The 13784-nt window shown below is 72.3% G+C and carries 11 protein-coding genes; 3 read left to right on the forward strand and 8 right to left on the reverse strand.

From position 1 onward, the window contains the following. Window positions 1–84: 84 nt before the first annotated feature. Complete coding sequence (locus SM793_RS32890) at window positions 85–309, forward strand: hypothetical protein (protein WP_320441993.1); 225 nt, start codon at window positions 85–87, stop codon at window positions 307–309. Window positions 310–386: 77 nt separating this feature from the next. On the opposite strand, the gene SM793_RS32895 is transcribed toward SM793_RS32890, so the two are convergent. The 4 genes from SM793_RS32895 to xylB form a co-directional block, all read right to left on the reverse strand. Then, the gene (locus tag SM793_RS32895) at window positions 387–1109 is read right to left on the reverse strand and encodes an LURP-one-related/scramblase family protein (RefSeq protein ID WP_320441994.1); all 723 of its coding nucleotides are present in this window, start codon (window positions 1107–1109) and stop codon (window positions 387–389) included. A gap of 151 nt (window positions 1110–1260) precedes the next feature. Further along, entirely contained in the window at window positions 1261–2697 is a 1437-nt protein-coding gene (locus SM793_RS32900; protein WP_413816090.1) for a GH1 family beta-glucosidase, read from the reverse strand. A 94-nt stretch (window positions 2698–2791) separates the two neighbouring features. Then, complete coding sequence (locus SM793_RS32905) at window positions 2792–3982, reverse strand: ROK family protein (RefSeq protein WP_320442004.1); 1191 nt, start codon at window positions 3980–3982, stop codon at window positions 2792–2794. A 75-nt stretch (window positions 3983–4057) separates the two neighbouring features. After that, window positions 4058–5515, reverse strand: a complete 1458-nt coding sequence (xylB, locus tag SM793_RS32910; RefSeq protein ID WP_320441996.1) for a xylulokinase — start codon at window positions 5513–5515, stop codon at window positions 4058–4060. A 94-nt stretch (window positions 5516–5609) separates the two neighbouring features. Between xylB and xylA the strand changes: the two genes are divergently transcribed. Beyond that, entirely contained in the window at window positions 5610–6782 is a 1173-nt protein-coding gene (gene xylA, locus SM793_RS32915) for a xylose isomerase (RefSeq protein WP_320441997.1), read from the forward strand. Window positions 6783–6865: 83 nt separating this feature from the next. On the opposite strand, the gene yjfF is transcribed toward xylA, so the two are convergent. From yjfF to SM793_RS32935, 4 genes are all read right to left on the reverse strand, one after another. Then, a complete protein-coding gene (yjfF, locus tag SM793_RS32920; protein ID WP_320441998.1) occupies window positions 6866–7837 on the reverse strand; it encodes a galactofuranose ABC transporter, permease protein YjfF in 972 nt (323 codons plus the stop codon). Continuing rightward, a complete protein-coding gene (locus SM793_RS32925) occupies window positions 7834–8916 on the reverse strand; it encodes an ABC transporter permease (protein WP_320441999.1) in 1083 nt (360 codons plus the stop codon). The genes yjfF and SM793_RS32925 overlap by 4 nt, the downstream gene beginning before the upstream one ends. Further along, a complete protein-coding gene (locus SM793_RS32930) occupies window positions 8913–10436 on the reverse strand; it encodes a sugar ABC transporter ATP-binding protein (protein ID WP_320442000.1) in 1524 nt (507 codons plus the stop codon). Before SM793_RS32930 ends, SM793_RS32925 begins: the two co-directional genes overlap by 4 nt. A gap of 67 nt (window positions 10437–10503) precedes the next feature. After that, on the reverse strand, window positions 10504–11487 hold the full coding sequence (locus SM793_RS32935; protein ID WP_320442001.1) for an ABC transporter substrate-binding protein: 984 nt from the start codon (window positions 11485–11487) through the stop codon (window positions 10504–10506). Between the two features lie 766 nt (window positions 11488–12253). On the opposite strand from SM793_RS32935, the gene SM793_RS32940 reads away from it, so the two are divergent. Then, window positions 12254–13723, forward strand: a complete 1470-nt coding sequence (locus SM793_RS32940; RefSeq protein ID WP_320442002.1) for an endo-1,4-beta-xylanase — start codon at window positions 12254–12256, stop codon at window positions 13721–13723. Window positions 13724–13784: the final 61 nt, after the last annotated feature.

Below are 13784 nucleotides of genomic sequence, written 5' to 3' on the forward strand. Positions count from 1 at the left end.
GGAATGGTCGGTCACCTCACGGGAGTTCACCTCCATCGTGACGGACTCGCTGGAGAGCTACAGCGACTCGAACAGATCGGGCCGATGCGCCGCACCCAGAACCCCCGGCCGGTTCTCCAGCAGTCCCGCAAGACCCAGGCACCGGACGCCGTCCTCACCGAACGCCTCGACCGGCTCGCCGACTTCGGCTACGAGCCGGCGCTGGTCTGGCCCAATGCCGTTCTCCCCGACCCCGGCCGGGAGGACCTCAAGTTCGACGCCGTGCGGCGCGCCCAGCTCGCGGAGTTCACCCGCCGCCGACCCAACTGAGTCCGCCGTGTTCGTTGTTCGTGGCCCGCCCCCGGACGGAGGGGCGGGGCACGAACGACGACGGGTCGCGGTGACGGCTAGCCGAGGCCGCGGGCGTCCTGCTTCAGCGCGGTGTCCACGGTCAGCGCGGTCGCGACGACGAGGCTGAGCAGCGGGTCGGCGAGCGGACGGTGGATCTGGAGCACGTAGTTGTCGGCCGTGGTGAACATCGTCTTCGCCAGGCCTTCCCAGGTCTTGGTGATCCGGGCGATCTCGGTGTCCGTCTCGTCGACGATGGAGAAGTTCCAGGCCCGCCAGTTCTCGGCCTTGACGGCGCCGACCTTCTGCCCGCCGACCTCCAGCGCGAAGTTGATCTTCCCGATGGCGTTCTGCTGAACGATCTGGCCGACCTCCCGGCCGTCCGGACGCTGCACGATCACCCGCGACTTGATGAACTTCGCCGGGCGGGTCAGCATCAGCACCGGAGTGCCGTGCGCGTCGCGGATCTCCAGCTTGTGGGTGAGGTACTGGTCGAGGGAGGTGAGCAGTCGTATCGCCTTGCGCAGAGCGCCCTGACCGACCTGGACCACCGAGCCCAGCGTGGCGCCCTGCTGGTCGAAGACGGCGTACTCGTTGGTCAGCTCGATGAGCTTGGCCTTCTGGTTCACCACCAGGACGGGCTCGGAGAACAGGGTGCCGCCGCCACCGGAGACCGGTCCGACGCCCGCCTTCTGCTGCACCTGGCGCTGGACCTTGGCGGAGTCGCCGACCGGCGCGGTCGGCTGCCCGGGGAAACCGGGGGTGTTCGTGTTCTGGGACATGGCGGGCAGGCTAGGCCCAAACCTCCCCGGCCAGCCAGATCATCCGCCCGCCTCCGATCCGTCCGGGGCTACGGACTGTGCCCGTGACCTGCGGATTCGGCTACTGTCTGCGCCAGTTGGCCGCCGCCGGGCGGCGGCGGCGTGACCGATGTCACACTCCGGGTGCCGTGCCCGGCCGGGGCCTCGACCGCTGGAGCCTCCGGGTCCGGTGAGCGGCGATCAGATCGCGGTACCACGCGTAGGAGGCCCGCGGCGTCCGCCGCTGCGTCTCGAAGTCGACGTGGACCAGGCCGAAGCGCTGGCTGAACAGCCCCTCCGCCCATTCGAAGTTGTCTAGCAGTGACCAGGTGAAGTAGCCGCGGACGTCGACGCCCTGGGCGACGGCGGCGGCGAGGGCGTCGAGGTGGGTGGCGAGGTAGGAGATCCGGACCGGGTCGTCGAGGCCCTCGGTGGTGGAGCAGCCGTTCTCGGTGATGGTGACGGGCGGGAGGGCCGTGCCGTAGCGGTCGCGGAGGCCCACGAGGAGTTCGCGCAGGCCGTCGGGGACGATCGGCCAGCCGAAGGCGGTGCGGGGGGCGTCGGGGATCTCGGCGAAGGCGAAGGGGAGGCCGGGTTCCGTGGGGGCGGCGACGCGGGTGGGGTTGTAGTAGTTGACGCCGAGTCCGGAGAGGGGGGCGGCGGCGATGAGGTCGAGGTCGCCGGGGCGGACGGCGCCGTGGAGGTCGGGGCCGGTACCGAAGGCGGTGAGGTCGGGGTAGCGGCCGAGGAGGAGCGGGTCGGTGAAGAGGCGGTTGTGGAGGGTGTCGTAGGCGTCGGCGGCGGCGAGGTCGGCCTCGGAGGAGGAGGCGGCCCGGACGGGTGTGAGGTTGTTGGCGATCATCACCTCGAGGCCGCGCTCCTGGAGGAGCGCGGCTGCCAGGCCGTGGGCGAGGAGTTGGTGGTGGGCGACCGGGAGGGCGTCCAGCATCAGGGTGCGGCCGGGCGCGTGCGTGCCGAGGGCGTAGCCGTAGACCATGTGCACGAAGGGCTCGTTGAGGGTGATCCAGGTGGGGACGCGGTCGCCGAGGCGGTCGGCGACGAGGGCGGTGTAGTCGGCGAAGCGGTACGCGGTGTCGCGGTCGAGCCAGCCGCCGCCCTCGGCGGAGCCGCCGGCCGACGGAGTCTCCAGGCCCTGCGGGAGGTCCCAGTGGAAGAGGGTGGGCAGTGGGGTGAGGCCGGCGGCGAGGAGGTCGTCGACGAGGCGGTCGTAGAAGGCGAGCCCGGCGGGGTTGACCCGGCCGGCGCCGGTGGGCTGGATCCGGGGCCAGGCGAGGGAGAAGCGGTAGCCGTCCAGCCCGAGGCCCTTCATCAGGGCGATGTCCTCGGGGTACCGGTGGTAGTGGTCGCAGGCCACCGCGCCCGTGTGGCCGTCCCGGACGGCTCCGGGCCGGGCGGCGAAGGTGTCCCAGACGGACGGGCCGCGGCCGTCCTCGTCCACCGCCCCCTCGATCTGGTAGGCGGCGGTGGCGACACCCCAGCGGAAGTCCGCCGGCAGGTCGAGACGGTCCGGCAAGGCGGCCTCCCGAGAGCAAATATGAGGGGTGCTCATATTACTCACTCGGCCCCGTACCGCCAGAGCGGGCGCGGTCGGCGGGGAGCCCTGCCGGGGCCGTCGGAGTCCGAGCGGCAGGACCGGCCCCGGATCACCCCGCGGGAAGCAGGGTGGGATCCGCCATGATCCGGCGGATCGTCCTCTGCGCCGCGCCCAGCACGGGTCCGCGTCGGCCCAGGGCGGAGGGGCGCAGCGCCTCCGGGGTCCAGGGCCGGACGGTGACCCGGTCGGCCAGTTCGGCCCGTACCGAGGGCAGCAACCACTCGGCGAGTTCGGCGTAGGTGCCGCCGAGGACGAGGCCGTCCGGGTCGATGAGCGCCACGGCCGACGTGAGGGCCAGGCCCAGGGCGCGCCCCGCGTCCTCCAGGGCGCGCAGGGTGGGCAGGTGACCGGCTCCCGCCCGTTCGGCCAGCAGGGCGACCGGGTCGGCGGCCCGGACGCGGCCGTGCTGCGCGAGACCGGCCTCGCGCAGCACGGCCACCTGGCCGGCGTACTGCTCCAGGCAGCCGCGCGCACCGCAGGCGCACCGGACGCCCTCGGGGTGGACGGGGAGGTGGCCGAGTTCGCCGGCGAAGCCGCGGGCTCCCCGGAACAACTGCCCGTCGATGACCAGGGCGGCGCCGATCCCGGCTCCGGCGGAGACGTGCACGAAGGTCTCCACGGCCTGCTCGGCGTTCCAGTACTCGGCCAGGGCGCCGAGGTTGGCCTCGTTCTCCGGCTCGGGCACCGTGTCCGGGTCGGGCCAGTGGTCGGCGATCCTGACGGCGTGCCAGCCGAGGTTGGGCGCGCGCTCGATCCGTCCACCCGGTTCGTTCGGCACCACCCCGGGCACGGCCAGGACCCGGCCGTCGACGCGCAGCCCGAGGGCGGCGGCCTCCGCCTCCGCGTCGGCGGCCAGCGCGGCGGCCTCCGCCAGCACCTGCCCGGCCGGCCGGTCCGCGTTGGCCCGTTCCACCCGGCGCCACACCCGGGGTTCGCCCCGCAGGTCCACGACGCAGGCGCCGAGGTGGGTGACGCCGATGTCCAGGCCGAGGCCCGCCGGGCCCTCGTCGCTCACCGTCAGCGCGCGTCCCGGGCGGCCGACCCGTCCCTCGGACGCGGTCTCCCCCTCGACCAGCGCGCCCCGTCCGATCAGCTCGTCGACCAGCGAGGAGACGGCCGCCCTGGTCAGGCCGACGCGTCCGGCGACGTCCGCGCGGGACAGCGCACGGGAGCGGGGGCGGGAGAGCGGGCCGTGCCCGGCGACCGCGCCGAGGACCACCGAGAGGTTCCGCCGTCGCATGTCCTGCTGCGAGGCGGGCCCGCTCCCCGGGCCGCCCTTCGCCCTGCCGACCACCGTCACGCGCAGCCCTCTCCCCTACCGCTCCTCGGCCGGGGCTCCCTGCAAGGCGCCGGCCCGACGCAGGGTATCGCCGATCCGTTCGAGGGCCTCCACGTCCCGGGCCACGGGCTCCAGCACCGGACCGTCGGCGGTCCGCCAGCGGCGCGCCACGGCGTCGGCGGGCTCCCCGGTGAGCAGTGCGGCGGCCTGCGCGGCGGCGCCGAGCGCGACCGCCTCGCGCGCGTCGGGCACCCGGACGGCCCGTCCGGAGAGCCGCAGGACGGTGCGCTGCCAGGCACGGCCACGGGCGCCGCCGCCGATCAGCAGCAGCGGCTCGTCACCCGCGCCGCCCGCACCGCCCGCACCGCCCGCGCCGCCCGCACCACCCGCGCGCAGCACCTCGTCCAGGGCGGCGAGCAGGGCGTGCGCGGCGCCGTCGTAGGCGGCCTGGAGCAGCTGACCGGGGGTGGTGTCGTGGCGCAGCCCGTGGATCAGGCCGGAGGCACCGGGAAGGTCCGGGGTGCGCTCGCCGTCCAGGTAGGGCAGCACGACCGCGGTGCCGCCGCCCTCGACCGCCTCGCGGCCGCGGCCGAGGAGGGCGGCGAAGCGGTCGACGGCGAGGGTGCAGTTGAGCGTGCAGGCCAGGGGCAGCCAGCCGCCGAGGGCGTCGGCGAAGCCCGCGACGGTGCCGCTCGGGTCGGCGGGCCTGGTGCGGCCGACGGTGTAGACGGTTCCGGAGGTGCCGAGGCTGAGCACCGGCTGCCCGGGGAGCAGGCCGAGCCCGAGTGCGGCGGCCATGTTGTCGCCGGTGCCGGTGGCCACCGGCGTGCCTTCGCGCAGCGGCGTTCCGGCGCGGACGGCGCCGGCCCGCGCGCCCGGCGCGAGGACCTCGGGCAGCAGGGCCCGGTCGAGGCCGATGCGGTCGAGGACGTCCTCGTCGTAGCCGTCCGGGCCCCACCAGCCGGTGCCCGAGGCGTCGCCGCGGTCGGTGACGGCCCGGCCGGTCAGCCGTTCGGTCAGGAAGTCGTGGGGCAGCCGGACGGCCGCGGTCCGGTCGGCGGCGGCGGGCTCGTTGGCGCGCAGCCAGGCCCATTTGGCGGCGGTGAAGGCGGCGGTCGGGACGCTGCCGGTGCGGCGGGCGATCTCGGCGGCGCCGATCGAGGACCGCAACGCGGCTGCCTGGGGCGCGGATCGGACGTCGTTCCACAGCAGCGCGGGGCGGACCGGCGCTCCGGACGCGTCGAGGGTGACCAGGCCGTGCTGCTGGCCGGCGACCGAGACGGCGGCCGCGCGGTCCGCCCGGCCCGTCCGCGCCGCGGCCGTCCCCAGGGCCGCCCACCACTGCTCCGGGTCGCTCTCACGACCGCCGCCCGCGCTGACGGTGTGCGGGGCGCGGCCCCGGCCCACCACGGCGCCGGTGTCGATGTCGACGGCGAGGGCCTTGGTGGACTGCGTCGAGCTGTCGACGCCGATCACGACACGCTGCTCAGCCATGCGTTCCTCCGATGGGGTTCCTTCTCGCGTCCCGGCATACTAATTTGTTGAGAGCCCTGACAAATACCCCTCCGCATCGATCCGGAGCCGCTCCATGTCCAGCGACCCGCTCACGCCCACCCCCGCGCACAAGTTCACCTTCGGCCTGTGGACCGTCGGCTGGCAGGGGCGCGACCCCTTCGGCGACGCGACCCGCCCCGCCCTCGACCCGGTCGAGAGCGTGCAGCGGCTGGCCGGACTCGGCGCCTACGGCGTCACCTTCCACGATGACGACCTGATCCCGTTCGGCGCGAGCGACGCCGGACGCGAGCAGGCCGTCAAGCGCTTCCGCGCCGCGATGGACGCCGCCGGGCTCAAGGTCCCGATGGCGACCACCAACCTCTTCACCCACCCGGTCTTCAAGGACGGCGCCTTCACCGCCAACGACCGCGACGTGCGCCGCTACGCGCTGCGCAAGACGATCCGCAACATCGACCTGGCCGCCGAGCTCGGCGCCTCCGTCTACGTCGCCTGGGGCGGTCGCGAGGGCGCCGAGTCCGGTGCGGCCAAGGAGGTGCGCACGGCGCTCGACCGGTTGAAGGAGGCCTTCGACCTGCTGGGCGAGTACGTCGAGCGGCAGGGCTACGACCTGCGCTTCGCGATCGAGCCCAAGCCCAACGAGCCGCGCGGCGACATCCTGCTGCCCACCGTCGGCCACGCGCTGGCGTTCATCAACGCGCTGGAGCGGCCCGAGCGGGTCGGCGTCAACCCGGAGGTCGGCCACGAGCAGATGGCCGGCCTGAACTTCCCGCACGGCATCGCCCAGGCCCTGTGGCACGGCAAGCTGTTCCACATCGACCTCAACGGCCAGTCCGGCATCAAGTACGACCAGGACCTGCGCTTCGGCGCGGGAGACCTGCGGCAGGCCTTCTGGCTGGTCGACCTGCTGGAGTCGGCCGGCTACGACGGCCCCCGGCACTTCGACTTCAAGCCGCCGCGCACCGAGGACTTCGACGGTGTCTGGGCCTCCGCGGCCGGCTGCATGCGCAACTACCTGCTGCTGGCGGAGCGTTCCCGCGCCTTCCGGGCCGACCCCGAGGTGCGGGCCGCGCTCGCCGCCTCCCGGCTGCCCGAACTCGCCGTGCCCACGGCCGAGGACGGCCTGACCGGGCTGCTGGCGGACCGCTCCGCCTTCGAGGAGTTCGACGTCGACGCCGCCGCCCGCCGGGGCATGGCCTTCGAGCAGTTGGACCAGCTCGCCCTCGAACACCTCCTCGGCGCCCGCTGAACCGGCCAGTCGTGCCGCAGCCCGACCCGACCCGACCCGGGCAAGCCGGGCCGGGCCGGGCCGGCGTGGCGTGGCGTGGCGTCCTATCGCCGGCGGACGGTGATCAGGCGCTGCAGGACGATGAAGACGAACAGCAGTCCGCCGATCACGATCCTGGTCCACCATGAGCTGAGGGTGCCCTGGAAGCTGATGACGGTCTGGATCAGTCCCAGCACCAGGACGCCCAGCAGGGTGCCGAGCAGGTAACCGGAGCCGCCGGTGAGCAGGGTGCCCCCGATCACCACGGCGGCGATCGCGTCCAGTTCCAGGCCGACCGCGTGCAGGCCGTAGCCGGAGAGCATGTAGAAGGTGAGCAGCACACCGCCGAGCGCCGAGCAGAAGCCGCTGATCGCGTAGACGGTGGCCTTGGTCCGTCCCACCGGCAGGCCCATCAGCAGAGCGGACTGCTCGCTGCCGCCGAGCGCGTACACGTTCCGCCCGAGCCGGGTGTGGTGCAGCACGACGAACCCGGCCGCCAGCACCAGCAGCGCGATCAGCACGCTCGGCGAGACGAACAGGTCGCCCAGCGGGATCCGGGTCTGCGCCATCGCGGTGTACGACGGGTCCGTGATGGAGATCGACTCGATGCTGATCGTGTAGCAGAGCCCCCGGGCCAGGAACATGCCCGCCAGCGTCACGATGAACGGCTGGATCTCGAAGGTGTGGATCACCCACCCCATCACCCAGCCGCCGGCCGCGCCCATCAGCAGCACCAGCGGAACGACCACCAGCGGCGGCCAGCCGTGCCGCTCCACCAGCCAGGCGGAGACCATGGTGGAGAGCGCCACCACCGCGCCGACCGACAGGTCGATGCCGCCGGTCAGCACGACGAAGGTCATCCCGACCGCGACCACGAGCAGGAAGGCGTTGTCGATCAGCAGGTTGAGCAGCACCTGCCCGGAGAGGAACCCGTCGTACCGCACCGAGCCGACGGTGAACATCGACGCCAGCAGGACGGAGGTGACCAGCAGCGGCAGCTGACCGCGGGCCCGGGTCAGCAGGGCGTTGGCGTTCACGCGCCGACCTCCCGGTTGGTGGTGGTGGCAGGACTCGGCCGGACGGCGCTCCGGCGCCCGGCGCCGCGCCGGGCGAGCTCGGCGCGGAAGTTCGGCGACTGGACCAGGCAGACCGTGATGACCACGAAGGCCTTGAAGACCAGCGTGGTCTCCGGCGGGATGCCGATGGTGTAGACGGTGGTGGAGAGGGTCTGGATGATCAGCGCGCCGAGGACGGTGCCGCCGATCGAGAACCGGCCGCCGTTGAGCGAGGTCCCGCCGATGACGACCGCGAGGACGGCGTCGAGTTCGATCCACAGGCCGGCGTTGTTGCCGTCCGCCGCCGAGACGTTGGAGGACACCATCAGTCCGGCGACCGCCGCGCACAGCGCGCTGAACACGTACACCAGGGCGACCAGGCGCGTCGCCCGGATGCCGACCAGCCGGCCGGCCACCGGGTTGCCGCCGACCGACTCCAGCAGCAGGCCGAGCGCGGTGGAGCGGGTGAGCAGCGCGGTGAGCAGCGCCACCAGTGCGCTGAGCAGGATCGCGAACGGCATCGCCAGCCAGTAGCCGCCGCCGATCAGCTTGTACGGCTCGCTGGTGACCGTGATGATCTGGCCGTCGGTGATCAGCTGGGCGACGCCGCGTCCGGCGACCATCAGGATCAGGGTGGCGACGATCGGCTGTACCCCGGCCCGGGCCACCAGTACGCCGTTCGCGAGACCCAGGAGTGCCGCCGTGCCGAGTGCGATGCCGATCGCGCCGAGCACCGTGCCGGCACTCGCCGGGTCGGCGGCCTCGCTGATGTGCAGGCAGGCCAGCGCGCCGGCGATGGCGACGGTGGAGCCCACCGAGAGGTCGATCCCGCCGGTGGCGATCACCAGGGTCATGCCGAGCGACACCAGGATCAGCGGAGCGCCGAAGTGCAGGATGTCGATCGTGCTGCCGTACAGGTGACCGCCCTTGAGGTGGAGGGCGAAGAAGTCCGGGGTGAAGGCGAGGTTGGCGAGCAGCAGTACGGCCAGCACCGCGGCCGGCCAGAACAGCCGGTACCTGGTCACCGCCCTGAATCCCGGGGTGGTCGGCGCCGTGGTCATTGTTCCGCTCCGCTCGCGATGGTGGCCAGGACGCGCTCCGGGGTGAGCTCGCCGTCGTTGCGCAGTTGGGCGACCATCCGGCGGTCGCGCAGCACGCCGACGCGGTGGCTGAGCCGCAGCACCTCCTCCAGTTCGGCGGAGATGAACAGCACCGCCATGCCCTTCTCGGCGAGGTCCGCGACGAGTTTCTGGATCTCGGCCTTGGCACCGATGTCGATGCCGCGGGTGGGCTCGTCCAGGATCAGCAGCCTGGGGTCGGTGATCAGCCAGCGGGCCAGCAGCACCTTCTGCTGGTTGCCGCCGCTGAGGTTGCGGACCAGCGCCTCCGGGTCGCCGGGCCGGATGTCCAGGGCGCGGATCCAGCGCAGCGTCAGCTCGTCCTGGGTGGTGCGCGACAACGGGCGGAGCCAGCCGCGGGCGGCCTGCAGCGCCAGTAGGACGTTCTCCCGGACGGTCAACTCGCCGATCAGGCCCTCGGTCTTGCGGTTCTCCGAGCAGAACGCGATGCCGTGGGCGATCGCGTCGCGCGGGCCGCGCAGGTCGGTCTCGGCGCCGTCGATCCGCACGGTGCCGCGGTCGCTGCGGTCGGCGCCGAACAGCAGCCGGGCGGCCTCGGTCCGGCCGGAGCCCAACAGGCCCGCCAGGCCCACCACTTCACCGGGGCGAAGGGCGAGGTCGTACGGTTCGACGGCGCCCCGCCGGGCCAGGCCCTCGGCCTGGAGGAAGGCCCGGTCGGTGGCCGGGGCGGAGCGCTCGCGCCGCTTGCCGCCGGCCAGCCGGTCGAGTCCGGCGAGTTCGGAGCCGATCATCCGGGAGATCAGCCCGACCTGGTCGAGCTCACCGGTCAGGTACTCGCCCTCGAGCCGGCCGTTGCGCAGCACGGTCATCCGGTCGCAGATCTCGTAGATCTGGTCGAGGAAGTGCGAGACGAACAGGACGGCGACCCCTTGGTCGCGCAACCGCCTGATCACGGCGAAGAGTTGGCCGACCTCGTCGCGGTCCAGGCTGGAGGTCGGCTCGTCCAGGATCAGCACCTTGGCCGACACGTCCACCGCGCGGACGATGGCGACCAACTGCTGGACGGCGATGGAGTAGCTGTCCAGCGGCGCCTCGACATCGATGTCCAGCTCCAGTGTGCGGACCAGCTCGGCGGCCCGGCGGCGCATCCGGGGCCAGTCGATCAGTCCGAGGCGGCGCGGCTCCCGGCCGATGAAGATGTTCTCCGCCACCGACAGGTTCGGGCAGAGGTTCACCTCCTGGTAGACGGTGCTGATGCCCGCCTGCCGGGCCTGGAGCGGACCGGTGACCCGCACCCGCTGCCCGGCCAGCACCACCTCGCCGCCGTCCGCCGGGTGCACCCCGGTCAGCACCTTGATCAGCGTGGACTTGCCGGCGCCGTTCTCCCCCATCAGGGCGTGCACCTCGCCGGGGAAGAGCCGGAAGTCCACCCCGTCCAGCGCCACCACCCCGGGGAACTCCTTGCGGATCCCCCGCACTTCCAGGACCGGTTGCTGACGCACGCCGGTTCTCCTCTCCTCGTGCGGACCGGCCCGCCCGGGGTTCGGCGCCCCGGGCGGGCCGGTCCGTTCAGTACTGGCGGGTCGGCAGTGCGGCGGCGGCCTGGTCCTGGGTGAAGACACCCTCCTCGGTCTTGATCCGCTTCGGCACCTGCTCGCCGGCCTTGACCTTCTTGACCAGGTCCATCAGCTGGTCGCCGAGGAGCGGGTTGCACTCCACATCGACGTTGATCTTGCCCTGGCTCATCGCGGTGAAGGCGTCCTTGACCCCGTCCACCGAGATGATCCTGATGTCGGTGCCCGGCTTCCGGCCGGCCTCCTCGATCGCCTGGATCGCACCCAGCGCCATGTCGTCGTTGTGCGCGTAGAGCACGTCGATCTTCGGCTGGGCCTTGAGGAACGCCTGCATGACCTCCTTGCCCTTCGCCCGGGTGAAGTCACCGGTCTGCGAGGCCGACACCTTGAACTTCGCGTCCGCCTTGATCACGTCGCCGAAGCCCGCCTTGCGGTCGTTGGCGGGCGCCGAACCCGTGGTGCCCTGCAGCTCGACGATGTTCACCTCCTCGGACCTGCCCTGGTACTCCTTCACCAGCCACTCGCCGGCCTTCCTGCCCTCCTCGACGAAGTCCGAGCCGAGGAAGGAGACATAGAGCGAGTCGTCCTTGGAGTCCACCGCCCGGTCGGTCAGGATCACCGGGATCCTGGCGTCCTTCGCCTCCTTCAGCACGGTGTCCCAACCCGACTCCACCACCGGCGAGAAGGCGATCACATCGACCTTCTGCTGGATGAACGAGCGGATCGCCTTGATCTGGTTCTCCTGCTTCTGCTGCGCGTCGGAGAACTTCAACTCGATGCCCGCCTTCTTCGCGGACTCCTGGACCGACTTGGTGTTCGCGGTGCGCCAGCCGCTCTCCGCTCCCACCTGCGAGAAGCCCACGACGAGCTTGTGGCCGGCCCCCTTGCCGGTCGAGTCCCCACCGCCGCCGGACCCGCACGCGGTGAGGACGGTGACCATCGCACCGGCGACCAGGGCCGCCGCAGCTCTCTTGGACATGGTGGGACTTCCTCTCGGGATCATCGATCGCGCGAACGGCACCGGCCAGGTGAACGCGAGGTGTCGGCGCCGTTTCGCTCGGCACGATTGTTAACGCTAACAATTGGCCCCGGCAAGGCCCCTGCGGCTCGTTACCCAATCTTGACCAGCCCGCCGACGGCGACCCGAAGTCCCGTCATGTCCCTGAAACCCCAGGCCCGTTGAGCCGTCACGAAAGGGCGGTCACGGCCGCGCGGGGCCGGAGCGACGGAACACCCTCGACCGTGACCGCGCCCCGACGGACGGAGGCGGGTCCGATACTTTCGGCGTTTCCGTCGAAACCGTTGACAGCTTGTCGGGCTCAGGTCAACACTTTCGCCGTCGAGACGTCCGAACGACCTCGGCCCCGGGGCTCCTTCACCGGCCGGCGGCGGGCACGGCGGTACCGACGACGCACATCGCCTGCCGGAAACCGATCCGACCACCCCGGGCAGGTGGATGCGCACAGCAATTTGTTAGCGCTCACAGAACGCCTCCGACTGCCAGGCCGATCCCCCTTCGGCCGGACCCCGGGCAGGCACGGTGAGCCGCACGTCGACCGACACCCCGGGCCCTGGGCCGGACCAGGGCCCTGGGCGGGACCAGGAACCGGATCCCGGACGCACACCACCCGCCCTGCCGGGCGAGGAAGGGTTCGGCCGAGTGCGCGCTCGCACCGGCGTCAGGACGAGACGCCGGTTCCCCAGTGGTACGCGGCATCCCCCACCCCCAAGGAGAACGATCCGTCATGCCATGGCTCAAGCAGAACCCCCGTCTCCGCAAACTCCTGACCTCGGCCGCGTGCGTGGTCGTCAGCTCGGTCACCGCCGCCACCGCGAGCCCCGCGGCCCAGGCCGCCGGGGCGACCGCACTGGGTGCGGCAGCGGCCGGCAGTGGCCGCTACTTCGGCACCGCAGTGCCCGCGAGCAAGCTCGGTGACCCCACGTACGCCGGCATTCTCGACCGGGAATTCAACGCGGTCACCCCGGAGAACGAGATGAAGTGGGCTACCGTCGAGCCCTCCCGCGGGTCGTTCGACTTCGCCCCCGCCGACTCGATCGTCAACCACGCCTCCGCGCACGGCCAGAAAACGCGCGGCCACACCCTGGTCTGGCACTCCCAACTGCCCGACTGGGTCAAGTCCGTCGGCGACGCCGGCACCCTGCGCGCGGTGATGAACAACCACATCACCACCGAGATGAACCACTACAAGGGCAGGATCTACGCCTGGGACGTGGTCAACGAGGCCTTCGCCGACGGGAGCACCCAGCACCGCGACTCGGTGTTCCAGAGCGTGCTGGGCAACGGCTTCATCGAGGAGGCCTTCCGCACCGCCCGCACCGCCGACCCCTCGGCCGAACTCTGCTACAACGACTACAAGATCGAGAACTGGACCGACGCCAAGACCCAGGGCGTCTACAGCATGGTCAAGGACTTCAAGGCCCGCGGCGTGCCCATCGACTGCGTCGGCTTCCAGAGCCACTTCGGCCCCGGCGGCCCGCCGGCCACCTTCCGGACCACGCTGTCCAACTTCGCCGCACTCGGCGTGGACGTCCAGATCACCGAACTCGACATCGCCCAGGCCTCCGCCACCGCCTACGCCAGCGCCGTCAGGACCTGCCTCGACATCGCACGCTGCACCGGCATCACGGTGTGGGGCATCCGCGACAGCGACTCCTGGCGCACCGGTGAGAACCCGCTGCTGTTCGACAACAACGGCAACAGGAAGCCCGCCTACAACGCCGTGCTCACCACCCTGGGCGGGGCCGGCGGCGGCACGCCGGCCGGAGGTATCACCTCGGGCACCGCCTACACGCTCTCCGGCGTGGCAGCCGGACGGGTCCTCGACGAGCCCGCCGGACAGAACGGCAACGGCACCCCGCTCCAGGTGTGGGACGCCGGCGGCGCCGCCAACCAGCGCTGGCGGGCCGACCGGAACGCCGACGGCTCCTACACGCTGACCAACCTCGCCAGCGGCCGGGTGCTGGACGAACCGCAGGGCCGGACCGGCAACGGCACGAAGGTCACGGTCTGGGACGCCAACGGCGGCGCCAACCAGCACTGGAAGGCCGCCCCGAACAGCGACGGCTCCTACACCCTCACCAACGTCGCCAGCGGCCGGGCGCTGGAGACCCCCGGCAACCGGACCGCCAACGGCACGCCCGTCCAGATCTGGGACTCCAACGGCAGTACCAACCAGCGCTGGACCTTCGGGTGAGCTGAACCGCCGCGGGGGGGGGGGGGGGGGCCCCCCCCCCCCCCCCCCCAACCAACCGCGG

It is taken from the genome of Kitasatospora purpeofusca (assembly GCF_034043715.1).
Classification (GTDB): Bacteria; Actinomycetota; Actinomycetes; order Streptomycetales; family Streptomycetaceae; genus Kitasatospora; species Kitasatospora purpeofusca_A.

Excerpts from the sequence above, each read along its gene's own strand:
- SM793_RS32890 (WP_320441993.1), top strand. The coding sequence starts at position 85 with ATGCGCCGCACCCAGAACCCCCGGCCGGTTCTCCAGCAGTCCCGCAAG.
- SM793_RS32895 (WP_320441994.1), bottom strand. The coding sequence starts at position 1,109 with ATGTCCCAGAACACGAACACCCCCGGTTTCCCCGGGCAGCCGACCGCG.
- SM793_RS32900 (WP_413816090.1), bottom strand. The coding sequence starts at position 2,697 with ATGAGCACCCCTCATATTTGCTCTCGGGAGGCCGCCTTGCCGGACCGT.
- SM793_RS32905 (WP_320442004.1), bottom strand. The coding sequence starts at position 3,982 with ATGCGACGGCGGAACCTCTCGGTGGTCCTCGGCGCGGTCGCCGGGCAC.
- xylB (WP_320441996.1), bottom strand. The coding sequence starts at position 5,515 with ATGGCTGAGCAGCGTGTCGTGATCGGCGTCGACAGCTCGACGCAGTCC.
- xylA (WP_320441997.1), top strand. The coding sequence starts at position 5,610 with ATGTCCAGCGACCCGCTCACGCCCACCCCCGCGCACAAGTTCACCTTC.
- SM793_RS32925 (WP_320441999.1), bottom strand. The coding sequence starts at position 8,916 with ATGACCACGGCGCCGACCACCCCGGGATTCAGGGCGGTGACCAGGTAC.
- SM793_RS32935 (WP_320442001.1), bottom strand. The coding sequence starts at position 11,487 with ATGTCCAAGAGAGCTGCGGCGGCCCTGGTCGCCGGTGCGATGGTCACC.
- SM793_RS32940 (WP_320442002.1), top strand. The coding sequence starts at position 12,254 with ATGCCATGGCTCAAGCAGAACCCCCGTCTCCGCAAACTCCTGACCTCG.